This is a genomic window from Streptomyces sp. NPDC002619, from assembly GCF_042889305.1.
Lineage (GTDB): Bacteria > Actinomycetota > Actinomycetes > Streptomycetales > Streptomycetaceae > Streptomyces.
In genome coordinates this window covers 216,285-242,294 of the sequence record NZ_JBIAQV010000006.1, presented here as the reverse complement: position 1 = coordinate 242,294, position 26,010 = coordinate 216,285, and the positions used below count along the sequence as shown (strand labels likewise).

Here is a 26,010-nt window from a genome sequence, read left to right as displayed (position 1 = left end):
CGCCCCCCACGGCATCTCGCGCGAATTCCTCACAAAAGTAGCTCAGCCGAGTGCGGATGCAGCCCCCTTGAACACCAATCCGACCCCGAGTGCCACGACGAGACACGCGGACGCCAGCGGAACCGACCGACGCACCAGGGCTGCCACCGGGTGAGTGGTCCAGCGCGGACGCCGGTCCATCATCCGGGTCATGCCCGTACCGATCTTGACGACGGCGAACCCGGCCGCGGTCAGGGTCAGGGCCAGCCCGACGCCGTACGCGACGACGAGCAGCAGCCCGAACCACGCCTGGCCGAGCGCCGCGGCGCCGACGAGGACGACCACGGCGGACGGACTCGGCACGAGCCCGCCGGCGAAGCCGAGGAGGATCGTGCCGCGGACGGTGGGGGCGGTCGGGTGGGTGTGGGTGTGGCCGCCGTGGGTGTGCTCCACAGCGTGGTGGTGGTCGTGGTGATGGTGGTGTGTGTGCCCGGTATGGGCGCCCGCCATGGCCAACTCGCGTTCCGGTGCCTGCTGTCGCACATGAGCTTGCGTATGAGTGCGGTTGTGCCAGGCCCGTCGTACGAGACTCGCGCCCGCCAGGAGCACCAGGGCGCCGCTCGCGATGCCCAGCCAGGCGATCACCGAGGGCGTCGCCGCCGAGCCGGCCGTGACCAGCAGCCCCAGGGCGACGACGCCGAGGGTGTGCGTGACCGTGACCGACGCGGCGAGCGGCAGGACGTCCTTCAGCCGTACCCGGCCGCCACGCGCCGCCGCCGTCGCGGCCATCAGGGTCTTGCCGTGGCCCGGGGCCAGCGCGTGCAGGGCACCGAGGCCGATCGCGATGACCAGCGCGAGGACGGCGAAGCCGAGGGTGAGGTCGTGGCGGGCCACGAGGCCGTCCAGGGCGCGGGTCCAGCGGTCGGCGCCGCGCGGCAGTACGGAGGCGGCCGGGGCGTCCTGGCGCTGCTCGGCGAGGGCCGGACCGCCGGGGCGCACGCGCACGGACGCGGTGGCCGTGTCGGCCGGTGAGGAGAGCAACTCCCGGGGATAGCTGGATAGTTCGTGCGAGACGGACTTCTCCGGGACGTCCGACGTGGTGAGCGTCGTACGGTCACCACGTGCCGTGATCTCCCGCCAGCCGGGCCCAAAGGACGCGCCCGCGCTGTGGAAGCCGATGGTGACGGTGTCACCTTCGGGCAGCGGCGCGGTGAGCCGGCACTCGACGCGGAGCGTGTGGAGCCCGGCCTGACCGGGGCGCAGGTGCGCGGTGCTGCCGGCCACGGTCAGATCGGTCGTACGGCCGTCGACGGTGAGCCTGCTGCCCGACGCGGCGTCCGCACACCGCTGCCGCGCCCATTCGGTCATGCCCAGCCGTTCGATGTCGGGCCGCGCCTGGGTCGCCGGGATCTCGGCGAGGTCCTCGATGTGGTCGAGGCGCAGCCCGCCGGGGGCGGCGACCAGACCGTCGTACCGGTTGACGGTGAAGTTGCCGAGGGGGTGCGCGCCGGCGCTCGTGGAGGGGAGGAGCGCGAGCGCGCAGGCGGCCGTGAACACGGCCGTGACGGAGGCGAGCGATCGACGGGCTTTCACTTGGCCGCCTCCACGTTCTTCAGTGCCGTACGGGCCTTGCTCGCGCCCAGCGGGGAGAAGCCGGGGTTCAGCTTCAGGGCCGCCGTGAGCCGGGCGCGGGCGTCCTGCCGGTGACCGGTGGCGAGTTCGACCATGCCGCGGTGATAGAGGAAGGACGCGTTGCGGTAGCCGGTGGCGGTGGCCCGCCGGGCGTAGAGGAGAGCCTCCTGGTCGTGGCCGTTGACATGCAGGGCCCAGGCGAGGGCGTCCGCGGTGTGCACGGTGTGTCGGCGGGCCCACTCGGCGCGGGCCGCGCGAAGGGCGGAGGCCTTGTCGCCGTGGTCGGCGGCGGCGAGCGCGGTGTCCAGGTCGGCGTTGACGCCGTTGGCGCGGGCGAGGGCGGTCCAGGCGTCGACGAGCGCGTACTGGTCGGAGGCCTTGGCCCTGTCGCCCTCCGTGCCACGCGCCTCGTACAACTCGCCGAGTTCGACGAGCGGGCCGGGCAACGGGTAGCGGGAGACGACGAGTTCCATGCCCTTGATCGCGCCGGCCCGGTCACCGGTCGCGGCCTGCGCGCGGGCGCGTCCCTCGAGGGCAGGGAGGTAGTCCTCGTCGGCGCCGAGGGCGCGGGAGTAATAGGTGAGCGCGGTCTTGTAGTCGCCCTGGTTCCAGGCGAGTTGACCGAGCGCCGCGGCGACGTACGCCACATCGCCGGGGGAGGTGGCGGTGGACAGCGCCTGCTTCAGAACGCGTTGTGCGGTGGTCACGTCTCCGCGCAGCTCGTGGACGTAGGCGTAGCGCGTGAAGACCGGGACGCCGGGGCGGCGTTCATCGGCGATGTCGGCTGCCTTCGACGCCTCGGCGTACCGGCCGAGTTCGACCAGGGCGTCGATGCGGGAGGACAGCGCGCGTTCGCTGTACGGGTTCTGCTGCAGGACCTCGTCCGCGTAGGTGAGGGCGTCCTTGAAGTCGTGCCGGGCGGCGGCGAGCGCGGCGCGGCCGGACAGGGCCTGCTCGTTGTGCGGGGCCAGTTCGAGGGAGCGCCCCAGGGCCTTGTCCGCCTGCGGGTAGCGGGACGGGTCGCCCTTGGTCCGCGCCTGCTCGACGTACGCGAGCCCGAGGGTGGCCCAGCCGCCGAAGTCCTTGGGCTGTGTGCGGAGATGGGCCTGTACGGCGGCGATGCTCGTATCGAGGTCACCACCGCCCAGCAGCCCGGGCGGCACGGCACTGGAGGCGGTCGCCACGGACCCCGATCCCCCGTCGCGTACGGCCCCCAATGCGATGGCCCCACCGGTCATCGCGACGGCCAGCAACAGAGCGCACCCGGCGACCCGCCACAGCCGCCGGGCCGTGGAAACCCTCCGCACGGCGGCGACACGCTCTTCGGGGACGGGTTCGGTGTCCGGTCGGTTCGCCACATGGGCGGTGGCCTTCTTGTCGTTCGTGCGGGAGGACATGGCCTCTCCTCGGTCGCATGGTCGGTCGCCTGGTCGGTGCTGGAAGTCGTGGGGAGGCGCGGCCCGCGCCGTGGGGGATGAAGTGGGAGCGGGCCGCGCCGGTCGAGGGGTCGGTGTGTCAGTACGGGCGCTGCATCCGCCGGCGCCACCAGGTGAGCGCGGTGCCGATCAGCAGGATCCCCGCCGCGCCGGCGGCCGCCGACCCGGCGATCAGGACGGTGTCGTCGGAGCCGCCGGAGGACGCACCCGCCGGCTTCAGCGCGTCACCCAGCTCGTTGCGCACGTCCGCGCCGCTGGTCGTCCCCTTGGCGAGCGGACCGCGCGAACCGGCCGTCGGCTGTGCCACGTACGGGAAGCTCTTCTCGAACTTCTTGTCGTTGGCGTCCACCGCGTCGCCCAGATCGTTCTTGGAACCGACCAGTTCGCCCTCGACCACCTGGAGCGAGGCGTCCACGACGTCGTCGGTCAGCCGGCGGCCGTTCGGGAAGCCCGCGTTGTCACCGTCGAGGACACCGAGCCGCTTGGGGTTCGCGGTCGGCTTGATCGAGGTGTTGAGCCGCAGCTCCTCCGCCGGACGTACGTTCGGCGGCTGGTTGAGGCCCTTGACGCCCTTGAGGAAGACGTCGACCAGGTCGTTGCGGGGCTCGGCGGGCGCCTTGATCTTGTAGATCGCCTCGATGAGCTTCGGCAGCTCGGGGTTCGTGACGTTCTTCAGGAACTGCCCGTCGTTCCACGGCGCGGACGCGTTGAACTTGTCCTTGTCCTTCTGCGGGTTGACGACCTCGTTGACCAGCGGGTTGCCCAGGCGCGAGACCTGCGTGTAGTAACCCTGCGCGTTCTTGCGCTGCGTGGTCGACCAGATGCCGACGACCGGCTGCTTCGCCGACTGGGTGATCAGGTCGTTCGGCACCTGCAGGGCGATCGTGTTGACGTTGTAGCCCTTGAGCGTGTCCCAGCCGACCTCGGACAGGTTCCCGCCGTAGAGGAGGTCGAAGACGCGCAGGTCCAGGAAGAACGGGTCGTCGGCCTGACCGGCGAAGGTGGTGGTGCCGCCCGCCGTCCTGTGGATGGCCTGCGAACGCAGCTTGCCGTAGTCCGGCATCGACGCCTTGCCCACGTTCGACGGCGCCACGGGCACGTCGTCCGCGACCTTCGTCGTGGACACCACGTGCTGGTTCTTCAGCCGGATGAGGTCGATGTCGTACGTCTGCGTGATGTTGAGGTCCGGGTCGTCGAGGCTGGTGACCGGGCCGGTGTTGAACAGGAACGTGTTCCCGTTCTTCCTGTGCGTCTTGAAGGTGTAGCGGAAGAGCAGCTCACCCTGGGCGTCACCGTTGTTGTCGATGTGGATGTCGTACTGGGCGTCGTCCGCGAACGTGTAGAAGTTCGGTCCGCCCGCCGGCTCCTCGAACGGGATCCAGTCCGCCACGACGGTCGTCGTGTCGGGCTTGTCCGGGCTGACGAACGCGTACACGTCCGTGTTGTCGTACTGGGGGGTCCCCGAGATCAGCGGGGCCTCCCGGTGGGAGGAGGCGGAGGCCGCCCCCGGTTCCAGCGTGGCCACACCGGCGGCTGCGAGCCCCCCGGCGGCCAGCGCACCACAGATGAGGGTGACGAGGCCCTTGCGCCCCGCACCGCTCCTGGATATGTGAGGTGTCATGCCGTCCGTCCTCGATGCCAACTTGCCTGACGCACCGGGATTCGGAGCCGGCCGGGGGGCGGATTGGTCGGTCGGGAAAATTCTTTTGCGGCTGCTCGACCCGCGTTTTCGGACCGCTGATCCGTAACCCCATCCGGAGGTGCGTTCGTTGCGAATGCCTGGTGTGACGGGATGGGCCGGGTGCGGCCGGGGAGAGGGGGACCGCGTGGACGCGGACGAGCTTCTGGTGCTCGTGGCAGACGGCGACCAGAAGGCATTCGAGGAGTTGTACGGGCTGGTGTCCGGGCCGGTGTTCGGTCTGGTGCGCCGCGTGGTGCGCGATCCGGCCCAGTCGGAGGAGGTGGCCCAGGAGGTGCTGCTCGAACTCTGGCGCTCCGCCCCGCGGTTCGACCCCGGCCGGGGCAGCGCCCTCTCCTGGATCCTCAACCTCGCCCACCGCCGCGCCGTCGACCGGGTGCGCAGCGCCCGCGCGGCCGGCGAACGCGAGGAGCGCGAGGCCCGGCGCGCCCATCGCCCCGCCTTCGACCAGGTGTCCGAAGAGGTCGAGGCGGGACTGGAACGCGAATGGGTGCGCCGCTGCCTGGACCGCCTCACCGCACTCCAGCGCCAGTCCGTGACCCTCGCCTACTACGACGGCTACACGTACCGTGAAGTGGCCGAGCGGCTCTCCCTGCCGCTGGGCACGGTGAAGACGAGGATGCGCGACGGACTGACCCGGCTGCGCGAGTGCCTGGGAGGTGCCGCATGAGCGTCCTCGGCCGGCTGCTGAACCGCGAGGATCCGCACTCCCTCGCCGCCCCCTATGCGCTGGACGCCCTGGAACCGGGCGAGCGGCGCAGGTTCGAGAAGCACCTCGCGGGCTGCGACCGGTGTGCCGCCGAGGTCCGTGCCCTGTCCGAGGACGCGGTGCGCCTCGCCTGGTCCACGGCCGCCCCGGCGCCGGCGGCGCTGCGCGAGCGGGTGCTGACCGCCGTACGGACCATGCCGCAGGAGCCCGCCCCCGCCCGTGAGCGCGCGCCCCAACTGCCGCCGCACGTCTGGGGCACCGAGCCCCCGCCGGCACGCACCCGTACGCCCCGGGTGCGCCCTCTCCTCGTCCCGTTCGCCACGGTGACGGCCGCGGCGGCGCTGGTCGTCGCCGCCTTGTTTGCGGTCCAGGCGAATCAGACCCAGGACCGGCTGGACGCGGAAAGGGCACAGTCGCGTGAGATCGCCCACGTTCTGGCCGCCCCCGATGCCCGCGCGACCAGCAGCAAGGACGCCCGCGGCCGCGGAATCGGAGTGATCGCTTCCGTCTCCGAGGGGCAGGCCGTCGTCACGCTCAGCGGATACGACGCCCCGCCCAGCGGACATGTGCGCCAGCTCTGGCTCATGCGCCCCGATGTGCAACCGCGTTCCCTCGGTCTGTTCGAGGGCGACACGCCCCTGGTCGCGACCGGCTTCGGGAAAACGGCGTCGTCACTCGCCGTGACCGTCGAGCCCGCCGGAGGGTCAGCGCAGCCCACCACCCAGCCGATTGCGCAACTCACCCTGAAATCGGTCGGATTCGGAGAGTAACCATCGAGGAATCGTCAACATCCTTGCGGGGAAGGTGAATCCTGTGACGGCGATACACGAGTGCCCGGATGGGACGGTAGGGTTACCCTGCCCGGGCCGGGTGGACTCGTTACGGGTGGGGAGTGACATGGAGCAGATAGTGCGGAGCAGGGCGAGGGTCCCTGCGATCACCTACGGGAGCAGCGCGAGCAGTTCGCGCCTCGACCGCCATCTCGCGGTGCTGGCGGGTCCCGCCGTACCGGAGCAGAAGACGGCCGAGGCGACCTCGCTGATGCGTGAGCTGACCGCGCGTGACACGACGCACGAGCCCAGCGACAGGGGTACGCGCGTGAGCCGCGTCTCGCTGTTCGCGCCGCTGCGTCGGCTGCGCCGTTCGCTGTTCGGCGGCAACCACAAGCACTGAGAGCTCGGGCCCGAAGGCCCGCGCTCAGGCCGCCACGCCGTCCCGGCGCAACGCTGCGATCTCGTCGTCCGTCATCCCCACGGCACGCAGCAGCGCCCCGGTGTGCTGTCCGAGCGCGGGCACGTCCCCCATCCGTGCCTCGTCCCCGCCCGGCATGGTGATCGGCGGCAGCAGCGCGCGCAGCGGTCCGACCGGCGACCCCACCTCCCGCCACCGGTCCCGGGCCGCCAGCTGCGGATGCTCCGCCAGCTCGTGCAGGTCCCTCAGCCGCGCGCACGCGATGCCCGCGGCCTCCAGACGTGCCAGCGCCTCGTCGGCGTCCAGCACGCCCAGCGCCCCGGCGACCAGCTCGTCGGTGCGCTCCCGGTGGGCGACCCGAGCCGCGTTCGTCGCGAAGTCCGGGTCCGTCCCCAACTCCGGCCGCCCGAGCACCCATTCGGCCAGCCGCCCCCACTCCCGGTCGTTCTGCACCGACAGCAGCACCCGACCGCCGTCCGCCGTCGGGTAGGCGTCGTACGGCGCGATGACGGCGTGCGCGAGCCCGGTGCGCGCCGGGGGAGTGCCGCCGTGCATCGCATGATGCAGCGGGTGACCCAGCCACTCGGCCAGGGCCTCCAGCATCGACACCTCGACCGGCCCGCCGCGCCCCGTGTTCCCGCGCCGCACGAGCGCCGCAAGAACGCCCGAGAAGGCGTACATGGCCGCCGCGATGTCCGCCGCCGGGATCCCCGCCTTCACCGGCTGTTCCGGCGTCCCGGTGACCGACACGAGCCCCGCCTCGCACTGCACGAGCATGTCGTAGGCCCGCTTGTCTGCGTACGGCCCGGACGCCCCGTACCCCGAGATGTCCACGGCGACCAGCCGCGGATGCGCGGCGCACAGCGTGGCCGCGTCGAGCCCCAGCCGCGCGGCGGCGCCGTGGGCGAGGTTCTGCACGAACACGTCCGCGTCCGCGACCAGCCGCCGTACGACGTCCAGGCCGCGCGGGTCCTTGAGATCGAGCGCGATCGACTCCTTGCCTCGGTTGCACCACACGAAGTGCGAGGCGAGGCCGCGGGCCGCGGTGTCGTAGCCGCGCGCGAAGTCGCCGCCGTCGATCCGCTCGACCTTGACGACCCGGGCGCCCAGATCGGCGAGCTGCCGGGTCGCGAAGGGCGCGGCCACGGCCTGTTCGACGGCGACGACGGTGATGCCCTCCAGGGGCAGGGGGAGTCGGTCCATGGACCGGATCATGACCCGCACCCTGCGGTTTTGTCAGCCTTCGGCAGGCGTCCGCCGTTTCACAGGAGGGCGAACTGGCCCTCCGGACCCTCTTCCTGGTGGTCCAGGACCGATGCCGGGCGCCGGGCGGCGGGCGGTACCGGCAGGACGCCCGCCCGGCGGAGTTCGGCTGTGGTGATGGCGGACGTGACGGTCAACTCGGACTGCCGCGGCCGCAGTTCCGCCAGCAGCGCCAGGACCGTGATCAGCTCGAGCAGTTCCGACGTCCAGGTCTGCGGCCAGGTCGCCGGGCGGATCGCCGCCAGGGTGCCGGGGGCCGCCTCGGCCGTGCGCGCGGTGAGCCACTGCTCCAGGACCCGGACCCCCGCCACCTCGAAGTCCCACGCCTCCGGCGGTACCGGTGAGATGCGGCCCTCGTCCACCTGGAGGGTCTCCTCGTCGCGGTCGTAGTCGAGGGTGCGCGGCCGCGACGGGAGTGGGGCTCGGACGTAGGGACGGCGGCCGCCGGGCAACTTGGGACGCTCACCGTCGCGGCGCATCAGCCACAGGATGCGGTGGCCCAAGTCGACTCCCCGTGACCAGAGTTCGGGGTCCTCGGTGAGCGGGACGGAGAGCCCCAGGCGGACCGTCGCCATGACCCAGGCCAGGACGTCCAGGGGAGTGGGGGACAGGCCCAGGCGGGCGGTCAGGTGGTCCAGCAGCCCCGGCGCCAGGTTGGGTTCCGCGCCGCCGGGGCGGCGGAAGAGGGGGCGGATGTGGCCGGGGCGGAACGTGGGCAGGAGCGACGTCGCCAGCAGCAGGGGGCCCTGACCGTCCTCCGCGGACTCCACCACGAACACCTGCCGTTCCTCCGCCACCCGCCACAACTCCGGCCGTGCCGTGTCGATCAGCCGGTGGTCGGGGATCAGCCACTGCTCGTCGAAGGGCGCCGCCAGCACGCGCACCGGCTCCGGGCACGGTCCCGACGCGCGCACCAGCTTCTCCGTACCGGTGGACCGGCCGGGCAGCTGGCCGACCGCCGAGTACAACGTACGGGCGCGCGTCGGTTCGAACAGGGCCTCGCGGTCGGGTCCGTCCGCCTTCAGCAGGGCGTCCCAACGAGCCTTCAGGGAGGCCGCGTCGGGCGCCGTCGGCCAGGCGCGGCCCGGCCGCAGCGGTGCGACGGACCACGGAATGAGGTCCGCGAGCAGCGGAGCGTCGTCGTGCGTCACGCTGGGCATCGTACGACCTGCCGGCGGGCCGGGGTCAGGTGGCGTCGAGCGTGACCGTGAACGAGAAACGGTCACCGCGGTAGTGGATGACGGCCACGTCGAGGACCCGGCCGTCCCCGTCGTACGTCACGCCGGTGTAGTGCAGGATCGGGCTGAGCAGCGGTACCTGAAGCAGCCGCGACGTCTCCGGGTCGGCCAGCCGGGCCTCCACGGTGTCCGTGATGCGGCTGATGTCCGCGCCCACGACGTCCCGCAGCACCTTGGTCATCGGCCAGCGCACCAGATCGTCCGGGTCGATGCGCCGGGCCAGCGCGGGACGCACGTAGTTGTGGGCGTGGTTGGTCGGCTCGCCGCTCTTCTCGTCGAAGCGCAGCCGGTGGTACGTCGCCACCTCGGCCAGATCCGGGAAGTGCTCGGCGACCTCCGCCGGAACCGGTCCCCGGCCCCGGTCGAGCAGTTCCGTCGTCATACCGGACTGCTGGGCCACGATCGCGTCCACCGAGCCGAGGAGCCGCACGGGAGCGCCGCGCCGCACCCCCGGCTCGATGAACGTGCCGCGCCGCCGGTGCCGGCTGATCAGCCCCTCGTCCTCCAGCTCCTTCAGCGCCTGTCGCATGGTCAGCACGCTCACCCCGTAGTGCTCCGCCAGCTGCTCCTCGGTGGGCAGCCGCAGCGGCTCCCGGGCCGAGCGGCCGAGTATCGAGGCACGCAGCGACTGCGACACCTGGTACCAGAGCGGCAGCTTGCGGTTCAGGACGATCGAGTCCGGAGCGAAGGAGGTCACGGGGCTATCCGTACCTGTGTATGAGCGTTCAGTGCAACGGAGTGAGCCGAAGGGGCGCGCCGGTGTCGAGGGGGCATGGGGGTCCCCCCGCTCGAGCGAAGCCGAGAGTGGGGGAGCGCGGAGGCCCGAAGGGCTGAGCACGGTCGGGCTCTCGACACCGCCACGCGGCGGTAGCCGCATGTCTGGCACTGCGGCGCCCCGGAGGCGAACGGAGTCATGAAAGCGCGCGGTAGTTACGTTCGAGGCCCTGCCACACGTCGTCGTACCCGTGCTGCAGGTGCTGCGCGCGTGCCGCGTGCGGGGTGAGGGTGACGGGCCAGCGTGTCTCGAACATGAACGCCAGGCCGTCGTCGATCTTCTGCGGCTTCAGCTCGGCGGCGCTCGCCCGGTCGAAGGTCTCCCGGTCCGGTCCGTGCGCCGACATCATGTTGTGCAGCGAGCCCCCGCCCGGCACGAAACCCCCTTCTCCGGCCGTCTTCGCGTCGTACGCCCCCTCGATGAGCCCCATGTACTCGCTCATCACGTTCCGATGGAAGTACGGCGGCCGGAACGTGTCCTCGCCCACCAACCAGCGCGGCGCGAACACCACGAAGTCGACGCCCGCGAGGCCGGGGGTGTCGCTCGGCGACGTCAGCACGGTGAAGATCGACGGGTCGGGGTGGTCGTACGAGATGGTGCCGATCACATTGAAACGGCGCAGATCATAGATGTAAGGCACATGGTTGCCGTGCCAGGCGACGACATCGAGCGGCGAGTGGTCGTACGTCGCCCGCCACAGGTTGCCGCAGAACTTGTTCACCACCTCCACCGGGCCCTCGACGTCCTCGTAAGCGGCGACCGGCGCCCGGAAGTCCCGGGCGTTGGCGAGCCCATTGGCGCCGATGGGCCCGAGGTCGGGGAGCTGGAAGGGCGCCCCATAGTTCTCGCACACATAACCGCGGGCTGAATCGTCCAGCAGCTCTACACGGAAGCGCACCCCACGTGGAATGAGCGCCACATGTCCCGGCTCCACATGCAGCAGCCCGAACTCCGTGTGCAGCAGCAGCCCCCCGAGCTCCGGCACGATCAGCAGCTCACCGTCGGCGTCGCTGAAGACCCGCTCCATCGAGGAATTGGCGTGGTAGAGGTGCACGGCCATACCGGTGCGCTGGGTCGCGTCGCCGTTGCCGCCCAGCGTCCAGAGGCCGTCCAGGAAGTCCGTCTCGGGCGCGGGCCCGGGCAGCGGGTTCCAGCGCAGCCGGTTCGGGTCGGGCGCGGTCTGGGTGAAGGGGGCCGTACGGAGCGTGCCGTTGCCGGTGCGGGTGAAGGCCGGGTGCGCGGCCGACGGGCGGATCCGGTACAGCCAGGAGCGGCGGTTGTGCGCCCGGGGCTCGGTGAACGCCGAACCGCTGAGCTGCTCCGCGTACAGCCCGAGCGGCGCGCGCTGCGGTGAGTTGCGGCCCTCGGGCAGGGCGCCCGGCACCGCCTCCGAGGTGTGTTCGTTGCCGAACCCGGAGAGATACACCAGTCCCTCGGCGGTCTTCCGCGCGTCCCCGCTCATGATCGCTCCCTTGCGAACCAGATTCCTATGCAACACCGTAGGATTGCGGTTTCCCGGGCGCAAGAGGATCTCGCATGCTCCTCATGACGTACGAGGAGAACCCGACTCCAGGGGGATTCGGCTGTCTGACCCGTGTTCTACGCTCCCCGGCATGTCGTGGACGCATGGACTCCGTGCCGCGCTCGCGGTCTGCGTCCTGCTGCTGGTCGCGCCCGCGGGGTGCGGAACCGGCGAGGCGCACGAGCGGAGGGACGGGAAGTCGCCCTCGCCGGTGGGCGAGCTCCTCGACCAGAGGGACGACGCCGGGCGGCGCTACCGTCAGGTCGCCAAGGACGGCGCACCCGCCGTCCGCATCGAGGTGACCCCGGACAGCGCCGGCGGCTGGGACGTCCGGCTGACGCCCCGCCACTTCCGCTTCTCACCGGCCGGCACGAGACCGGTGGCGACGGCGGGGCGCGGCCTCGCCCACCTCTTCGTCGACGGCGACCCGGTCGCCCGGCTGCGCACCCCGGCGTACCACCTCGCCGCCCGCCTCGTCCCGCACGGCACCCACCACATCACCGCCCGCCTGTACGCCGACGACGGCACGGTGTGGGCCGTACACGGCAAACCCGTCGAGAGCACGGCCGACGTCACCGCCTCGGAGACGGAGTCGTCACCGGGCACAGCCGCCGGGCGGAGCGGCACGGGCGCGATGAGTGCGCAGGTCGTCCGCCTCCGTACTGTGGGACGAGGTTCACGTGATCCGGCCGGAAAGGCATCATGAAGCCCGTGCCCCACGCCACATCGCTCCGCCGCGCACCCGTCCAACGGCGCAGTGCAGAACGGCTGACCAGGATCCTCGACGCCTGCGCCGATCTCCTCGACGAGGTCGGCTACGACGCCCTGAGCACCCGGGCCGTGGCCGTGCGCGCCGGAGTGCCCATCGGCTCGGTCTACCGCTTCTTCGGCAACAAGCGGGCGATGGCCGACGCGCTCGCCCAGCGCAACCTGGAGCGGTACACCGAGCGCGTCACCGAGCGGCTGGCAGGTGCGGGAGCGGGCGACTGGCGGGCGGCCATGGACGCCGTGCTCGACGAGTACCTGGCGATGAAGCACACCGCGCCCGGCTTCTCCCTCGTGGACTTCGGCAACCAGATTCCGGTCGGTGCCCGGGACGCCGAGCCCAACCACCGGGTCGCCGACCAGCTCACCGAACTGCTCTCCGGCTACCTCGGCCGCGCGCCCGACGACGCGCTGCGGCGCACCTTCCTGATAGCCGTCGAGACCGCCGACACACTGGTGCACCTGGCCTTCCGGATGGACCCGCAGGGCGACGAGGCGATCATCGCGGAGACCCGGGAGCTGCTGCGCGCGTACCTGGGCCGCGTGCTGGACTGACCCGAGCACGAGGACCATCGGCGGCCGCCCCGATAACCAGTGGTGGCCGGCCCGCGGACCACAGGCGGACAGGCGGATTTGCGACGGAACCCCGGCGCCCCCTCCCCTCCGTCCATACCGGTCGGTATGCTCCCCCTCAGTCCGAGCACCACCGCAGCCGCCGCCCTCCGGGAGGACCCGTGTCCCGCACCGCCCTGCGTATCTGCCCCCTGTGCGAGGCCACCTGCGGGCTGACCCTCACTATCGAGGGGACCACTGTCACCGGCGCCCGCGGCGACCGCGACGACGTGTTCAGCCACGGGTTCATCTGCCCCAAGGGTGCCGCCTTCGGCGCCGTCGACGGCGACCCCGACCGGCTGCGCACCCCGCTCGTCCGCAGGGACGGCGAACTGCGGGAGGCCACCTGGGATGAGGCCTTCGACGCCGTGGCCGCCGGTATCCGGCCCGTCGTCGAGCGGTACGGCCCCCACGCAGTCGGTGTCGTCCTCGGCAACCCCAACGTCCACACCATGGCCGGCGCCCTTTACCCGACCGTGCTGCTCGGCGCGCTGCGCACCCACAGCCTGTTCACCGCCTCCACGGTCGACCAGATGCCCAAGCACGTCTCCAGCGGGCTGCTGTACGGCGACGCCAACGCGATACCGGTCCCCGACCTGGACCACACCGACCACCTGCTCCTGATCGGCGCCAACCCCCTTGAATCCAATGGAAGTCTGTGCACCGCTCCGGACTTCCCGGGCAAGCTCAAGGCGCTCAAGGCCCGCGGCGGCACCCTCACCGTCATCGACCCGCGCCGCACCCGCACCGCCCGTCTCGCCGACCGGCACCTCGCGATCCGCCCCGGCGCCGACGCGCTGCTGCTCGCGGCGACGGCGTACGTGCTGTTCGACGAAGATCTCGTTTCCCTGGGCGAGTTGGCACCGCACGTCCAGGGCATCGACGAACTGCGCTCGGCTGTACGGGATTTCACCCCCGAGGCGGTCGCCGAAGCCTGCGACGTGGACGCGGGCACGATCCGCACCCTCGCCCGCGAACTCGCCGCCGCCCCCACCGCCGCCGTCTACGCCCGCATCGGAAGCTGCACCGTCCCGCACGGCACCCTCGCCAACTGGCTCGTGGACGTCCTCAACATCCTCACCGGCAACCTCGACCGGCCCGGCGGCGCCCTCTTCCCACAGGCCGCCACCGACCGGACACCCCGGCCCGCCGGACCCGGCCACGGCTTCGCGCTCGGCCGCTGGCACTCCCGCGTGAGCCGGCACCCCGAGGCCAAGGGCGAGTTGCCGCTGGCCGCGCTCGCCGAGGAGATCGACACCGCGACCGAACAGGGCGTGCCGGTGCGGGCGTTGATCTCCGTCGCCGCCAACCCCGTGCTCTCCGCGCCCGACGGCGACCGGCTCGACAAGGCCCTGGACTCCCTCGACTTCATGGTCAGCGTCGACCCGTACCTGAACGAGACCTCGCGGCACGCCACCGTCGTACTTCCCCCGCCGCCGCCCGCGCAGAGTCCGCACCACGACTTCGCCTTCAACACCCTCGCCGTACGCAACCAGGTCCGTTACACACGTCCCGCAGTCCCCCTCGAACCCGGCAGGATGGCCGAGACCGAGATCCTGGCCCGGCTGATCCTCGCCGCGACCGGCATGCACGGCGCCGACCCGGCCGCCGTCGACGCGATGGTGATCGACCAGACTCTGGGCAAGGCGGTCCGCGAGGCACACTCACCGGTCCACGGCCGCGACCCGAAGGAACTCGCCGCGCAGCTCACCGGCGACACCGGCCCCGAACGGCGGCTCGACATGATGCTGCGCCTCGGCCCCTACGGCGACGGCTTCGGCGTACGACCCGACGGACTGACCCTGGCCGAACTCCTGGCCCACCCGCACGGCATCGACCTGGGCCCGCTGCGCCCCCGCCTCCCGCAGCCGCTCAAGACCCCCAGCGGCAAGGCCGAGTTGCTGCCGCAGCCGATCGCCGACGACCTGCCCCGGCTGCGGGCCGCCCTGCGGGAGCACCCCACCGGTCTCCTCCTCGTCGGCCGCCGCCATCTGCGCTCCAACAACAGCTGGATGCACAACGTGCCCGCCCTCACCGGCGGCTCCAACCGCTGCACCCTGCACATCCACCCGGACGACGCCGAGCGCCTCGGCGTCCGCGACGGCGCCGACGTCCGTGTGAAGGGCGCCGGGGGAGAGGTGACCGCCCCGGCCGAGGTCACCGACGGCGTCCGGCCGGGCGTGGTGAGCCTGCCGCACGGCTGGGGCCACGACCGTCCCGGCACCCGGCTGAACCACGCCCACGAGACCCCCGGCGTCAACGTCAACCAGCTCCTCGACGGCAGCCTCCTCGACCCGCTGTCGGGCAACGCCGTCCTCAACGGATTCCCCGTCGAACTGACCGCACTGCTGTGACCTGGAGTTTTGCGCTTATTGCTCGCGCGTCAACGTCTTGTTAACGCCGTTTGACGCGACCTAACGTCGTCGCACCGCCTGCCCGGTGGAATGTTCAAGGGCGAACGTTAGGTATCCATTCATGCTGACCATCCTCGGCTTCGCCATGATCGCGACCTTCCTGGTCCTGATCATGCTGAAGAAGATGTCGCCGATCGCGGCGCTCGTGCTGATTCCCGCGCTGTTCTGCGTGTTCGTCGGCAAGGGCGCCGAGCTCGGCGACTACGTCATCGACGGCGTCACCAGCCTCGCGCCCACCGCGGCGATGCTCATGTTCGCGATCGTCTACTTCGGTGTGATGATCGACGTCGGCCTCTTCGACCCGGTCGTGCGCGCCATCCTGCGCTTCTGCAGGGCCGACCCGCTGCGCATCGTCGTCGGTACCGCGCTCCTCGCCGCGATCGTCTCCCTGGACGGCGACGGCTCGACCACCTTCATGATCACCGTCTCGGCGATGTACCCGCTGTACAAGCGCCTGAAGATGTCCCTGGTCGTGATGACCGGTGTCGCCGCCATGGCCAACGGCGTGATGAACACCCTGCCGTGGGGCGGCCCGACCGCCCGCGCCGCCACCGCGCTGAAGGTCGACGCGAGTGACATCTTCGTGCCGATGATCCCGGCGCTCGCGGTGGGCCTCGTCGCCGTCCTCGCCCTCGCGTACGTCCTCGGCCGCCGCGAGCGCAAGCGGCTCGGGGTGCTGACGCTGGACGAGGTGTTGGTGGAGGAGACGGAGACGGTGCTGGTCGGTGCTGGCTCGGGCAAGTCCCCTGTGCGCACGGGCGGTTCGGGCTCCGGCACCGACGCGGAACTCCCCGAGGACGACGGCTTCCGGGGCCTCGACCCGAACCGCGAGACCCTGCGCCCGAAGCTCTACTGGTTCAACGCGCTGCTCACCCTCGCCCTGCTCACCGCCATGATCATGGAGTGGCTGCCGATCCCGGTGCTCTTCCTGCTCGGCGCCGCGCTCGCGCTCACCGTCAACTTCCCGCACATGCCTGATCAGAAGGCCCGCATCGCCGCGCACGCCGAGAACGTCCTCAACGTCTCCGGCATGGTCTTCGCCGCCGCCGTCTTCACGGGCGTCCTGCAGGGCACCGGCATGGTCGACCACATGGCCAAGTGGCTGGTGGACAACATCCCCGCCGGCATGGGCCCGCACATGGCCCTCGTCACGGGTGTACTGAGCATCCCGCTCACGTACTTCATGTCCAACGACGGCTTCTACTTCGGCATCGTGCCGGTGCTCGCCGAGGCCGGCCAGGCGCACGGAGTCTCCGCCTTGGAGATCGCCCGCGCCTCGCTCGTCGGCCAGCCCCTGCACATGTCCAGCCCGCTCGTGCCCGCCGTGTACGTCCTCGTCGGCATGGCCAAGGTCGAGTTCGGCGACCACACGCGCTTCGTGGTGAAGTGGGCGGCGCTGACTTCACTCGTCGTACTCGGGGCAGGAATCCTGTTCGGCATCATCTGATCACCCGACGGAGGTCAACACCATGGAGCCCGGGAGGAACCGCGGCTGGCTGCTGCGCCTCGTCATCGCCTTCGGCTTCGCGCAGGGGGCGGTGTCGATGGCCCGCCCCGCCGTCTCCTACCGGGCCCTCGCCCTCGGCGCCGACGAGCGGGCGGTCGGCGTCATCGCGGGCGTGTTCGCGCTGCTGCCGCTCTTCGCCGCCGTACCGCTCGGCCGGCGCATCGACCACGGCCGCTGCGCACCGCTCCTCCCGATCGGCGTCGTCCTCATCGCCGCCGGCTGCGCGCTCAGCGGCATTGCCGACTCCCTGTGGACGATGGCCCTGTGGAGCGGGGTGATGGGGCTCGGCCACCTCTGCTTCGTGATCGGCGCCCAGTCGCTGGTGGCCCGCCAGTCCGCTCCGCACGAACAGGACCGCAACTTCGGCCACTTCACCATCGGCGCCTCCCTCGGCCAGCTCGTCGGCCCGATCGCGGCCGGCGTTCTGATCGGCGGTCCCGACATGGCCGGCACCAGCGCGCTCGCGCTGATCGTCGCGGGGGCGGGCGCGGCGGTCGCGTTCACCTCGCTGTGGCGCATCGAGGACCGTACGGCCGTCACGTCCCGTACCGCATCCGGTGAACGGGTCGCCGTCGGCGGCATCCTGCGTGCCCGGGGCGTGCCGGCGGGCATGCTGATCAGCCTGTCCGTGCTCTCCGCCACCGACATCCTCACCGCCTATCTCCCGGTGGTCGGCGAGCATCGGGGCATCGCTCCCTCGGTGATCGGCGTCCTGCTCAGCCTGCGCGCCGGGGCCACCATCGCCTGCCGGCTCGTCCTCACCCCGTTGCTCAGGCTGCTCGGCCGGCCCGCGCTGCTCACCGTGACCTGCTTCCTGGCGGCGCTGCTGTGCGCGGGCATCGCGCTGCCGGTTCCCGTGTGGGCGCTCGGCCTGCTGCTCACCGCCCTCGGCTTCTGCCTGGGCGTCGGCCAGCCGCTGTCCATGACGACCGTCGTCCAGGCCGCCCCCGACAGCGCCCGCTCCACCGCCCTCGCGCTACGTCTCACCGGCAACCGCCTCGGCCAGGTCGCCGCGCCGGCCGCCGCCGGCCTGGTCGCCGGAGTGGCGGGCGTGGCCGCGCCGTTCGTGATGCTGGGCGTGCTGTTGCTGCTGTCGTCGGGTGTCGCGGTGCGGTCACCGGCGAAGCCGGCCGCGCGGCCGGAACCCGTGTCCGGGACGACGCGACCGCGCGCCCGGCGCTGAACGCCGGCGTCCGTTTCCCCTCCCACCAGCAGCGTCATGGGTGCCCGGCACGTGTCTTCCCCCGGCCGGGCACATTCCGTCAACTTCCGTGACTCACGGGCTCCGGGAGAAGGCCGGCGCCCTGCGCGCCGGGCCGGTGGTGCTCCTCGAGCACCCGGCGGACGCCGACCCAGAACCGGCGCCGCCGGAGGGCCGACTGCCGGGCGACCTGGTCGTGCGTACCACCCCCGACCTCCACCTACGCCACGGCATACACGTCCCCCCTCCTCGTCGACCTCGCCCACCTGTTCGTGTTCGACCAGCACGGCGAACGCATCTGCCCGTCCCCGGCGCGGCTGCCCGACCTGGAGGAATGGGGGCGCTAGGGAAAGGTGCATGACCAAGCACCTCACCCGGACCCGGGCGGGCCTCACCGCCGCCGGAGTCCTGCTGGCCGCCGCCGCTCCGACCGCCTATGCCAACCTCACCGAGGAGACCCCGAAGCGCGGGAACCCGTACGTCGAGACCCGTCTCTTCTTCGGCACCGCACGGCCGGACGGCGGCCCGGCCGTCACCGACCGGCAGTTCATGTCGTTCGTCGGCCGGGAGGTCACCCCGGACTTCCCGGACGGGCTCACCGTGCAGAGCGGACGCGGGCAGTGGCGGGACGTGCACGGCGCGATCGAGAAGGAGCGGTCGTACGAGCTGATCCTGCTGTATCCCGTGGCACGGGCCGATGCGAGCGACCGGAAGATCGAGGAGATCCGGCGCGCGTACGAGAAGGCTTTCGCGCAGGAGTCCGTGGGCAGGGTGGACGAACAGGCGCAGGTCGACTTCTGACGTCCCCGGAGCTTCGGCCCGGAGCCCTCTGGCGCCGAAAAACTATCGCCGCTAGTTTGTGAGCCGGACGACGACGCGGCCCGCCGGGAGGAAGCAGCATGAAGGCACACGACGGCCTCTACATCGACGGCGCCTGGCGCCCGGCCGAGGGCCGTGACGTGATCGAGATCGTGAACCCGGCCGACGAGCAGGTCATCGGCCAGGTCCCGGCGGGCGGCGCGCTGGACGTCGACACGGCCGTACGGGCCGCCCGTGCCGCCCTCCCGGCCTGGGCCGCGACCCCGCCCGCCGAGCGCGGGGCCCGGCTGGCCGCCCTGCGGGACGTGCTCGTGACCCGCAAGGACGAGATCGCCGAAACGGTCACCGCCGAACTGGGCGCGCCCCTGGCGTTCTCGCAGACCGTCCACGCGGGTGTGCCGATCGCGGTGGCGGGCTCGTACGCCGAACTGGCCGCGACCCACGTCTTCGAGGAGCGGGTCGGCAACTCGACCGTCCACCACGAACCCGTCGGCGTGGTCGGGGCGATCACCCCCTGGAACTACCCGCTCCACCAGATCGTCGCCAAGGGCGCCCCGGCGCTGGCCGCGGGCTGCACGGTCGTCCTCAAGCCCGCCGAGAACACCCCGCTCACCGCCCAGCTGTTCGCCGAGGCCGTCCATGAAGCGGGCGTCCCCGCGGGCGTGTTCAACCTGGTCACCGGGCTCGGCCCGGTCGCCGGACAGGCCCTCGCCGAACACCCCGGCGTCGACCTCGTCTCCTTCACCGGCTCCACCGCCGTCGGCAGGCGCATCGGCGCCGCCGCGGGCGCGGCCGTCAAGAAGGTCGCCCTCGAACTCGGCGGCAAGTCCGCCAACGTCATCCTGCCGAGCGCCGACCTCGCCAAGGCGGTGAACGTGGGCGTCGCCAACGTGATGTCCAACTCCGGTCAGACGTGCAGCGCCTGGACACGCATGCTCGTACACACCGACCAGTACGACGAGGCCGTGGATCTGGCGGTGGCGGCCGCCGCGAAGTACGGCGACCGCATCGGCCCCGTCGTCAGCGCCAAGCAGCAGGACAGGGTCCGGGGTTACATCGAGAAGGGCGTGGCCGAGGGCGCCCGGCTGGTCGCGGGCGGCCCCGAATCCCCGTGCGAGAAGGGCTACTTCGTCAGCCCCACGGTCTTCGCCGACGTCACCCCCGACATGACGATCGCGCAGGAGGAGATCTTCGGCCCGGTCCTCACCATCCTCCGCTACGAGGACGAGGAGGACGCCCTGCGCATCGCCAACGGCACGGTCTACGGCCTCGCGGGCGCCGTCTGGGCCGGCGACCAGGCCGAGGCGGTGGCCTTCGCCCGGCGCATGGACACCGGCCAGGTCGACATCAACGGCGGCCGCTTCAACCCGCTCGCCCCCTTCGGGGGGTACAAGCAGTCCGGAGTCGGCCGCGAACTCGGCGCGCACGGACTCGCCGAATACCTTCAGACCAAGTCCCTCCAGTTCTAAGGGAGTTGTGAGCCATGGCCGTACGTGCCGCCGTCCTGCCCGCCATCGGGGCTCCCCTGGAGATCACCGAGGTCGACCTGCCGGACCCGGGCCCCGGACAGGTCCGCGTCCGCCTCGCCGCCGCCGGAGTCTGCCACTCCGACCTGTCCCTGTCCGACGGCACCATGCGGGTGCCGGTGCCGGCCGTCCTCGGCCACGAGGGCGCGGGCACGGTCGTCGCCGTCGGCGAGGGCGTCACCCACGTCGCGCCCGGCACCCCGGTCGTCCTCAACTGGGCCCCGTCCTGCGGCAGTTGCCACGCCTGCACGCTCGGCGAGGTCTGGCTGTGCGCCAACGCGCTGACCGGCGCGGCCGACGTCTACGCTCGCACCGTGGACGGCACCGACCTCCATCCCGGCCTGAACGTCGCGGCGTTCGCCGAGGAGACCGTGGTCTCGGGGTCCTGCGTGCTGCCCCTCCCGGAGGGAGTGCCGCTGACGGACGCAGCCCTCCTGGGTTGCGCCGTCCTCACCGGCTACGGCGCCGTCCACCACTCGGCGCGGGTCCGACAGGGCGAGACGGTCGCGGTGTTCGGCGTCGGCGGAGTCGGCCTCTCCACCCTCCAGGCGGCCCGCATCGCGGGAGCGTCACGGATCATCGCGGTCGACGTGTCCCCGGAGAAGGAAGACCTGGCACGCGGCGCGGGCGCCACCGACTACGTCGTCGCCTCCGAGAACACCCCGCGCGAGATCCGCGCCCTCACCGGCAAACAGGGCGCCGACGTCTCGATCGAGTGCGTGGGCCGCGCGGTCAGCATCCGCGCCGCCTGGGAGTCCACCCGCCGAGGCGGCCGTACGACGGTCGTCGGCATCGGCGGCAAGGACCAGCAGGTCACCTTCAACGCGCTGGAGATCTTCCACTGGGGCAGGACGCTGTCGGGCTGCGTGTACGGCAACTCCGACCCGGCCCGCGACGTACCGGTGCTCGCCGAACACGTACGGGCGGGTCGGCTCGACCTGTCCGCACTGGTCACGGAACGGATCGCCCTGGAGGGCATCCCGGCCGCCTTCGAGAACATGCTGGCGGGCAAGGGCGGCCGGGCGCTGGTGGTGTTCTGAGGCTCAGGAGACCTGTTCGGGCCGCGGCTCGGGAGCGGCGGCCCGGACCGCGGCACGCGTCCGGGACCGGGACACCGCCACACCGGCCAGGCACAGCACCCCGCCGGCCAGCGTGAGCGGCCCCGGCACCTCGCCGAGCGCCAGCCAGGACATCAGCACGACCAGGGCGGGCACGGCGTACGTCGTCGCGCCCATACGGCTCGCGGTCGTCCGGGCGAGGGCGTACGCCCAGGTCGTGAAGGCGATCGCCGTCGGAAAAATGCCCAGGTACACCATGTTCAGCGTCGCGGAGACAGGGGCGCCGGCGGCCTCGTGCACCAGCTGCCCAGTGAACGGCAGACAGGCCACGGCCCCGATGAGACACCCGAAGAACGTCACCTGGAGTGCGCTCCCCTGCGCGAGGGCGGGCTTCTGCGCGACGACCCCGGCCGCGTAAGCGACGGCCGCGAGCAGGCAGAGCACAACACCGAGCAGCGAGGACCCGCCCCCACCGGACATCGACAGCCCCACGGTCACCGCCCCGGCGAACGACACCGCCATCCCCGCGAGCAGCCGCGGCGGCATCGGATCACCGAGCAGCCGCGCGCCGAGCAGAGCGATCAGCAAGGGCCCGACGTTCACGACGAGCGCGGCAGTCCCCGCATCGACCTGCTGCTCACCCCAGTTGAGGGTGACCATGTAGAACCCGAACCACAACACCCCGGATATCGCGATCCCACGCCAGGCGCCCCTGGGTGGCCACCCTTCTCGCCGCACGCCCCAGATCACCCCGAGCGCGACGACCCCGGCGAGCAACCGCCCGAGCGCCAACGCCCCGGGCGAATAGGCACCGCCCGCACTACGGATGGACACAAAGGCGGAGGCCCACAACACAACGGTGACGAGGGCAGCACCGGTGGCACGGAGGTCGGGCCGGGACGGGGAGATCTTCATCATGCTCCTGAGGCTAGATGGCGGCACGGGACAGGGGCTGGCGGAAAACAGACGGCGCACACGGAACCCCCCGATCCACTAGCCACTCACAACACCTCCGCCTCGATCCCCAACAGGTCGAACAGCACCCGCTCCCCCGACAGAGTCACCTTCACGGCCCGAGCGGAGCCGATCCGCACACACCACCCCGCGTCCAGCGCATGCCGACACAACGCTGCCCCGGCGAGGCCCGCCAGGTGGGGCCGCCGCTCGGTCCAGTCCAGGCAGCCCCGGGCCAGAGGCCGCCGGGACGACCGATCAAGCTCGATCCCCGCCGAGGCGAACCACTCAACCCCCGCATCGGTCAGCGCAAACCCCGTGTCCTGCCGCAACAACCCCCGGAGGGTCATCCCATCCGTGACCGCGATCCCGAGCCGCCCCGCGAAATGGTCGTAACAGGTACGCCCACGAGCCATTGCCGACTCGACACTGGACCGCCGCAAACTGCCCACAGGCCCCCGCGAAGCCGTCGGAGACACCCGCGAGGCCAGTTCCTCCACAAGTTGCGCAACCTGCGCGTCGGCCAGCCGTACATACCGGTGTCGCCCCTGCCGCTCCTCGCTGAGCAGCCCACCCGCGACCAGCTTGCTCAGATGCTCACTCAGCGTCGACGCCGCGACCCCGGCGTGCCGCGCCAGCTCGCCCGCCGTCCAGGCACGCCCGTCGAGGAGCGCCAGCAGACACGCGGCCCGCGTCTCGTCGGCGATCAGCCCGGCGAGCGCCGCGAGCCCGGGGGCCTGAGGGTCCTTGATGGCCATGCACTCCAGCATGGGACATGCACACTTCGGCGTCCGCCGAACTGTGTCTACGCACTACGCCCGACCTGCGCAAACTGCTGGGCCAGCCCGTCGAGCAGCGCAGTGAGCCCCGTCTCGAAGGCCCGCTCGTCGATCTTCTCCTGCTGCTCGGCGAGAAGGTGCGCCTGGCCGAGGTGCGGATAGTCGGCGGGGTCGTACGCGCTCGCGTCGTCCACGAAGCCCCCGGCGAACGAGCCGAGTGCCGAGCCCATGATGAAGTACCGCATGAGCGCGCCGATCGACGTGGCCTGCGCCGGCGGCCAGCCCGCGTCGACCATCGCGCCGTACACCGCGTCCGCGAGACGCAGCGCGGCGGGGCGGCGGCCGGGGCCGCGGGCGAGGACCGGGACGATGTTCGGGTGGTCGCGCAGGGCGGCCCGGTAGGAGACGGCCCAGTCGTGCAGCGCCGTGCGCCAGTCCCGGCCGTCCTCGAACATCGACAGGTCGACAAGTCCGCTCACCGAGTCGGCGACCGCTTCGAGGATCTCGTCCTTCGTGCGGAAGTGGTTGTAGAGGGAGGGCCCGCTCACTCCCAGTTCGGCGGCGAGCCGGCGCGTGGAGACGGCCGCGAGGCCCTCCGTGTCCACGAGTTCGCGTGCCGTCCCGACGATCCGGTCGGTGCTGAGGAGGGGCTTGCGCGGTCGGGCCATGGCGCACATAGTAGGGCTGCATATGGAAACTAGCAGTGCTAATTTAAATGTACGGCTTTCAAGATACGGCGCTCAAGATCTGTCATCTGAGGGGTGATCTCGTGGTGAACCTGGGGCTCAGCGAGGAGCAGGACGCCGTCCGGCAGCTCGCCCGGGACTTCGTGGAGCGCGAGATCGCCCCCCATGTCATCGCCTGGGACCGCGCCGAGGAGGTGGACCGCGGCATCGTGAAGAAGCTCGGTGAGGTCGGCTTCCTGGGGCTCACGATCGACGAGGAATACGGCGGCTCGGGCGGCGACCACCTCTCCTACTGCCTGGTCACCGAGGAACTGGGCCGGGGCGACTCGTCGGTCCGCGGCATCGTGTCCGTCTCCCTCGGCCTCGTCGCGAAGACCGTCGCGGCCTGGGGGAACGAGGAGCAGAAGCGCCGCTGGCTGCCCGGACTGACCTCCGGCGAGTACGTCGGCTGCTTCGGCCTGACCGAACCGGGCACGGGATCCGACGCGGGCAACCTCACCACCCGGGCCGTACGCGACGGCGACGACTACGTGGTCAACGGCGCCAAGATGTTCATCACCAACGGCACCTGGGCCGACGTAGTCCTCCTCTTCGCCCGCTCCACCGACGCCCCCGGCCACAAGGGAGTCTCCGCCTTCCTGGTGCCGACCGACACCCCGGGCCTGACCCGCCGAGCCGTCCACGGCAAGCTCGGCCTGCGCGGTCAGACGACGGCCGAACTGGTCCTGGAGGACGTACGGGTCCCGGCGTCGGCGATGCTGGGCGAGGAGGGCAAGGGCTTCTCCGTCGCCATGTCCGCACTCGCCAAGGGCCGGATGTCGGTCGCGGCGGGCTGCGTCGGCATAGCCCAGGCCGCGCTGGACGCGGCTGTGAAGTACGCCGGTGAGCGCGAGCAGTTCGGCAGGTCCATCGCCCACCACCAGCTCGTGCAGGAGCTGATCAGCGACATCGCGGTCGATGTGGACGCCGCCCGACTGCTGACCTGGCGGGTCGCCGACCTCATCGACCGCGGCCAGCCCTTCGCCACCGAGTCCTCCAAGGCCAAGCTCTTCGCCTCCGAGGCCGCCGTCCGCGCCGCGAACAACGCCCTCCAGGTCTTCGGCGGCTACGGCTACATCGACGAGTATCCGGCGGGCAAACTCCTGCGCGACGCCCGCGTGATGACTCTCTACGAGGGGACCAGCCAGATCCAGAAGCTGCTCATCGGGCGTGCGCTTACGGGGGTTTCGGCGTTCTGAGTACCTGACTGAGTACCTTGGCGGATGTGGCGTGGGCCACATCCGCCGACGCTGGTCCCCATGAGTGACACATCGTCCAAGCAGAACACCGCCGCCTTCTACGGCCAGGCGGTCGCCTCCTTCTCCGTCGCGATGGCCGCGACGGCCATCGGCATCTTCAAGCTGAACGTCGACGCCTGGGTGCGGGCCTTCCTCGGTATCGCCGTCCTCTACCTCGTCACCTCCGCCTTCACCCTGGCCAAGGTGATCCGCGACAGACAGGAGACGGCGGCGAGGGACTACCACCCCTTCGAAAAGCTCTGAGCGGGCAGGCTAAGCGCTCGCTCACCTTCGGCGGTATGGTGGAGCTCCTGTGACGGAGAGGGGCTGGCGAGCGATGAGTACGGCGGAGGAGACGACCGGCGGCGAGGTCGAGCCGTGGGACGAGGTCACCCCTGACGCGGCCCGGCGACTGCTGGTCGCCGCCGTGGAAGCCTTCGCCGAGCGCGGCTACCACGCGACGACGACCCGCGACATCGCGGGCCGCGCCGGTATGAGCCCGGCCGCGCTCTACATCCACTACAAGACCAAGGAGGAGCTGCTCCACCGGATCAGCAGGATCGGCCACGACAAGGCCCTGGACATCCTGCGGACCGCCGCGCGGCGCGAGGGCACCGCGACGGAGCGGCTCGCCGACGCCGTCAGCTCCTTCGTCCGCTGGCACGCCGGACGGCGCACCACGGCCAGGGTCGTGCAGTACGAGCTGGACGCGCTCGGGCCGGACGCCCGCGCCGAGATCCTCGCGCTGCGCCGCCAGGTCGACGCCGAGGTGCGCGGGATCATCCAGGACGGCATGGACTCCCGCGAGTTCGACGTCGAGGACCTGCACGGGACGACCCTCGCAGTGCTCTCCCTGTGCATCGACGTCGCCCGCTGGTTCAACATCGACGGACCCCGGACGCCCGACGAGGTCGGCGCGCTGTACGCCGACCTCGTGCTGCGGATGGTGGGCGCGGCGAAGTAACCGC

The 26,010-nt window shown here is 71.6% G+C and carries 24 protein-coding genes and 1 pseudogene; 15 read left to right on the top strand and 10 right to left on the bottom strand.

Annotation, left to right across the window (positions count from 1 at the left end):
• Nucleotides 1–42: 42 nt before the first annotated feature.
• The 3 genes from ACFYXB_RS13875 to ACFYXB_RS13865 form a co-directional block, all read right to left on the bottom strand.
• Entirely contained in the window at nt 43–1,572 is a 1,530-nt protein-coding gene (locus ACFYXB_RS13875) for a nickel transporter (protein WP_389581366.1), read from the bottom strand.
• Entirely contained in the window at nt 1,569–3,008 is a 1,440-nt protein-coding gene (locus ACFYXB_RS13870) for a tetratricopeptide repeat protein (RefSeq protein ID WP_389581363.1), read from the bottom strand. Before ACFYXB_RS13870 ends, ACFYXB_RS13875 begins: the two co-directional genes overlap by 4 nt.
• A 118-nt stretch (nt 3,009–3,126) precedes the next feature.
• The gene (locus ACFYXB_RS13865; protein ID WP_389581361.1) at nt 3,127–4,668 is read right to left on the bottom strand and encodes a DUF4331 domain-containing protein; all 1,542 of its coding nucleotides are present in this window, start codon (nt 4,666–4,668) and stop codon (nt 3,127–3,129) included.
• A gap of 205 nt (nt 4,669–4,873) precedes the next feature.
• Between ACFYXB_RS13865 and ACFYXB_RS13860 the strand changes: the two genes are divergently transcribed.
• From ACFYXB_RS13860 to ACFYXB_RS13850, 3 genes are all read left to right on the top strand, one after another.
• Complete coding sequence (locus tag ACFYXB_RS13860; RefSeq protein ID WP_389581359.1) at nt 4,874–5,416, top strand: sigma-70 family RNA polymerase sigma factor; 543 nt, start codon at nt 4,874–4,876, stop codon at nt 5,414–5,416.
• Complete coding sequence (locus ACFYXB_RS13855; RefSeq protein WP_389581356.1) at nt 5,413–6,225, top strand: anti-sigma factor domain-containing protein; 813 nt, start codon at nt 5,413–5,415, stop codon at nt 6,223–6,225. Before ACFYXB_RS13860 ends, ACFYXB_RS13855 begins: the two co-directional genes overlap by 4 nt.
• Before the next feature lie 127 nt (nt 6,226–6,352).
• Nucleotides 6,353–6,628 carry a hypothetical protein gene (locus ACFYXB_RS13850; RefSeq protein ID WP_351347513.1) on the top strand — a complete coding sequence of 92 codons (276 nt, stop codon included), beginning with the start codon at nt 6,353–6,355 and terminating at the stop codon, nt 6,626–6,628.
• Between the two features lie 24 nt (nt 6,629–6,652).
• Here ACFYXB_RS13850 and ACFYXB_RS13845 read toward each other — a convergent pair whose 3' ends face one another.
• From ACFYXB_RS13845 to hmgA, 4 genes are all read right to left on the bottom strand, one after another.
• Nucleotides 6,653–7,849, bottom strand: a complete 1,197-nt coding sequence (locus tag ACFYXB_RS13845) for a CaiB/BaiF CoA transferase family protein (RefSeq protein WP_388499694.1) — start codon at nt 7,847–7,849, stop codon at nt 6,653–6,655.
• A 59-nt stretch (nt 7,850–7,908) separates the two neighbouring features.
• Nucleotides 7,909–9,069, bottom strand: coding sequence for a type ISP restriction/modification enzyme (locus ACFYXB_RS13840; protein ID WP_389581353.1), 1,161 nt, complete (start codon nt 9,067–9,069; stop codon nt 7,909–7,911).
• A 25-nt stretch (nt 9,070–9,094) separates the two neighbouring features.
• Complete coding sequence (locus ACFYXB_RS13835) at nt 9,095–9,844, bottom strand: GntR family transcriptional regulator (protein WP_389581351.1); 750 nt, start codon at nt 9,842–9,844, stop codon at nt 9,095–9,097.
• Between the two features lie 214 nt (nt 9,845–10,058).
• Nucleotides 10,059–11,384: a homogentisate 1,2-dioxygenase gene (hmgA, locus tag ACFYXB_RS13830; RefSeq protein WP_389581349.1), complete on the bottom strand. Its 1,326-nt coding sequence runs from the start codon at nt 11,382–11,384 to the stop codon at nt 10,059–10,061.
• A 151-nt stretch (nt 11,385–11,535) separates the two neighbouring features.
• Between hmgA and ACFYXB_RS13825 the strand changes: the two genes are divergently transcribed.
• The 9 genes and pseudogenes from ACFYXB_RS13825 (at nt 11,536) to ACFYXB_RS13785 (ending at nt 21,328) form a co-directional block, all read left to right on the top strand.
• Entirely contained in the window at nt 11,536–12,150 is a 615-nt protein-coding gene (locus ACFYXB_RS13825) for a hypothetical protein (RefSeq protein ID WP_389581347.1), read from the top strand.
• Entirely contained in the window at nt 12,147–12,764 is a 618-nt protein-coding gene (locus ACFYXB_RS13820) for a TetR family transcriptional regulator (protein WP_389581345.1), read from the top strand. Before ACFYXB_RS13825 ends, ACFYXB_RS13820 begins: the two co-directional genes overlap by 4 nt.
• Nucleotides 12,765–12,943: 179 nt before the next feature.
• Complete coding sequence (locus ACFYXB_RS13815) at nt 12,944–15,175, top strand: molybdopterin oxidoreductase family protein (RefSeq protein ID WP_389581342.1); 2,232 nt, start codon at nt 12,944–12,946, stop codon at nt 15,173–15,175.
• A gap of 121 nt (nt 15,176–15,296) precedes the next feature.
• Nucleotides 15,297–16,682 (top strand): CitMHS family transporter, encoded by a 1,386-nt coding sequence (locus ACFYXB_RS13810; protein WP_389581339.1) that lies wholly within the window; start codon nt 15,297–15,299, stop codon nt 16,680–16,682.
• A gap of 22 nt (nt 16,683–16,704) precedes the next feature.
• On the top strand, nt 16,705–17,925 hold the full coding sequence (locus tag ACFYXB_RS13805; protein WP_389581336.1) for an MFS transporter: 1,221 nt from the start codon (nt 16,705–16,707) through the stop codon (nt 17,923–17,925).
• A gap of 85 nt (nt 17,926–18,010) precedes the next feature.
• Nucleotides 18,011–18,290, top strand: a pseudogene (locus tag ACFYXB_RS13800) (sugar ABC transporter ATP-binding protein); the annotation flags it as partial.
• A 10-nt stretch (nt 18,291–18,300) separates the two neighbouring features.
• A complete protein-coding gene (locus ACFYXB_RS13795) occupies nt 18,301–18,744 on the top strand; it encodes a DUF3574 domain-containing protein (RefSeq protein WP_351347532.1) in 444 nt (147 codons plus the stop codon).
• A 98-nt stretch (nt 18,745–18,842) separates the two neighbouring features.
• Nucleotides 18,843–20,231, top strand: coding sequence for an aldehyde dehydrogenase family protein (locus ACFYXB_RS13790; protein WP_389581332.1), 1,389 nt, complete (start codon nt 18,843–18,845; stop codon nt 20,229–20,231).
• 14 nt (nt 20,232–20,245) lie between these two features.
• Nucleotides 20,246–21,328 (top strand): Zn-dependent alcohol dehydrogenase, encoded by a 1,083-nt coding sequence (locus tag ACFYXB_RS13785; protein WP_389581329.1) that lies wholly within the window; start codon nt 20,246–20,248, stop codon nt 21,326–21,328.
• A 3-nt stretch (nt 21,329–21,331) separates the two neighbouring features.
• Here ACFYXB_RS13785 and ACFYXB_RS13780 read toward each other — a convergent pair whose 3' ends face one another.
• From ACFYXB_RS13780 to ACFYXB_RS13770, 3 genes are all read right to left on the bottom strand, one after another.
• Nucleotides 21,332–22,261: a DMT family transporter gene (locus ACFYXB_RS13780; protein ID WP_389581531.1), complete on the bottom strand. Its 930-nt coding sequence runs from the start codon at nt 22,259–22,261 to the stop codon at nt 21,332–21,334.
• A gap of 86 nt (nt 22,262–22,347) precedes the next feature.
• Nucleotides 22,348–23,058, bottom strand: coding sequence for an ArsR/SmtB family transcription factor (locus ACFYXB_RS13775; protein WP_389581326.1), 711 nt, complete (start codon nt 23,056–23,058; stop codon nt 22,348–22,350).
• Nucleotides 23,059–23,105: 47 nt separating this feature from the next.
• A complete protein-coding gene (locus ACFYXB_RS13770; RefSeq protein ID WP_351347540.1) occupies nt 23,106–23,747 on the bottom strand; it encodes a TetR/AcrR family transcriptional regulator in 642 nt (213 codons plus the stop codon).
• Nucleotides 23,748–23,851: 104 nt separating this feature from the next.
• Between ACFYXB_RS13770 and ACFYXB_RS13765 the strand changes: the two genes are divergently transcribed.
• The 3 genes from ACFYXB_RS13765 (at nt 23,852) to ACFYXB_RS13755 (ending at nt 26,006) form a co-directional block, all read left to right on the top strand.
• Nucleotides 23,852–25,003: an acyl-CoA dehydrogenase family protein gene (locus tag ACFYXB_RS13765; RefSeq protein ID WP_389581529.1), complete on the top strand. Its 1,152-nt coding sequence runs from the start codon at nt 23,852–23,854 to the stop codon at nt 25,001–25,003.
• Between the two features lie 60 nt (nt 25,004–25,063).
• The gene (locus ACFYXB_RS13760) at nt 25,064–25,306 is read left to right on the top strand and encodes a YiaA/YiaB family inner membrane protein (protein WP_389581323.1); all 243 of its coding nucleotides are present in this window, start codon (nt 25,064–25,066) and stop codon (nt 25,304–25,306) included.
• A 73-nt stretch (nt 25,307–25,379) separates the two neighbouring features.
• Nucleotides 25,380–26,006 (top strand): TetR/AcrR family transcriptional regulator, encoded by a 627-nt coding sequence (locus ACFYXB_RS13755; RefSeq protein WP_351347544.1) that lies wholly within the window; start codon nt 25,380–25,382, stop codon nt 26,004–26,006.
• Nucleotides 26,007–26,010 lie beyond the last annotated feature (4 nt).

What these genes read in the sequence shown, in the direction of transcription:
- ACFYXB_RS13785 (WP_389581329.1), top strand. Translation starts at nt 20,246, where the DNA reads ATGGCCGTACGTGCCGCCGTCCTGCCCGCCATCGGGGCTCCCCTGGAG.
- ACFYXB_RS13775 (WP_389581326.1), bottom strand. Translation starts at nt 23,058, where the DNA reads ATGGCCATCAAGGACCCTCAGGCCCCCGGGCTCGCGGCGCTCGCCGGG.
- ACFYXB_RS13770 (WP_351347540.1), bottom strand. Translation starts at nt 23,747, where the DNA reads ATGGCCCGACCGCGCAAGCCCCTCCTCAGCACCGACCGGATCGTCGGG.
- ACFYXB_RS13790 (WP_389581332.1), top strand. Translation starts at nt 18,843, where the DNA reads ATGAAGGCACACGACGGCCTCTACATCGACGGCGCCTGGCGCCCGGCC.
- ACFYXB_RS13795 (WP_351347532.1), top strand. Translation starts at nt 18,301, where the DNA reads ATGACCAAGCACCTCACCCGGACCCGGGCGGGCCTCACCGCCGCCGGA.
- ACFYXB_RS13780 (WP_389581531.1), bottom strand. Translation starts at nt 22,261, where the DNA reads ATGAAGATCTCCCCGTCCCGGCCCGACCTCCGTGCCACCGGTGCTGCC.
- ACFYXB_RS13755 (WP_351347544.1), top strand. Translation starts at nt 25,380, where the DNA reads ATGAGTACGGCGGAGGAGACGACCGGCGGCGAGGTCGAGCCGTGGGAC.
- ACFYXB_RS13820 (WP_389581345.1), top strand. Translation starts at nt 12,147, where the DNA reads ATGAAGCCCGTGCCCCACGCCACATCGCTCCGCCGCGCACCCGTCCAA.
- ACFYXB_RS13850 (WP_351347513.1), top strand. Translation starts at nt 6,353, where the DNA reads ATGGAGCAGATAGTGCGGAGCAGGGCGAGGGTCCCTGCGATCACCTAC.
- hmgA (WP_389581349.1), bottom strand. Translation starts at nt 11,384, where the DNA reads ATGAGCGGGGACGCGCGGAAGACCGCCGAGGGACTGGTGTATCTCTCC.
- ACFYXB_RS13810 (WP_389581339.1), top strand. Translation starts at nt 15,297, where the DNA reads ATGCTGACCATCCTCGGCTTCGCCATGATCGCGACCTTCCTGGTCCTG.
- ACFYXB_RS13840 (WP_389581353.1), bottom strand. Translation starts at nt 9,069, where the DNA reads ATGCCCAGCGTGACGCACGACGACGCTCCGCTGCTCGCGGACCTCATT.
- ACFYXB_RS13805 (WP_389581336.1), top strand. Translation starts at nt 16,705, where the DNA reads ATGGAGCCCGGGAGGAACCGCGGCTGGCTGCTGCGCCTCGTCATCGCC.
- ACFYXB_RS13760 (WP_389581323.1), top strand. Translation starts at nt 25,064, where the DNA reads ATGAGTGACACATCGTCCAAGCAGAACACCGCCGCCTTCTACGGCCAG.
- ACFYXB_RS13825 (WP_389581347.1), top strand. Translation starts at nt 11,536, where the DNA reads ATGTCGTGGACGCATGGACTCCGTGCCGCGCTCGCGGTCTGCGTCCTG.
- ACFYXB_RS13870 (WP_389581363.1), bottom strand. Translation starts at nt 3,008, where the DNA reads ATGTCCTCCCGCACGAACGACAAGAAGGCCACCGCCCATGTGGCGAAC.
- ACFYXB_RS13855 (WP_389581356.1), top strand. Translation starts at nt 5,413, where the DNA reads ATGAGCGTCCTCGGCCGGCTGCTGAACCGCGAGGATCCGCACTCCCTC.
- ACFYXB_RS13845 (WP_388499694.1), bottom strand. Translation starts at nt 7,849, where the DNA reads ATGGACCGACTCCCCCTGCCCCTGGAGGGCATCACCGTCGTCGCCGTC.
- ACFYXB_RS13865 (WP_389581361.1), bottom strand. Translation starts at nt 4,668, where the DNA reads ATGACACCTCACATATCCAGGAGCGGTGCGGGGCGCAAGGGCCTCGTC.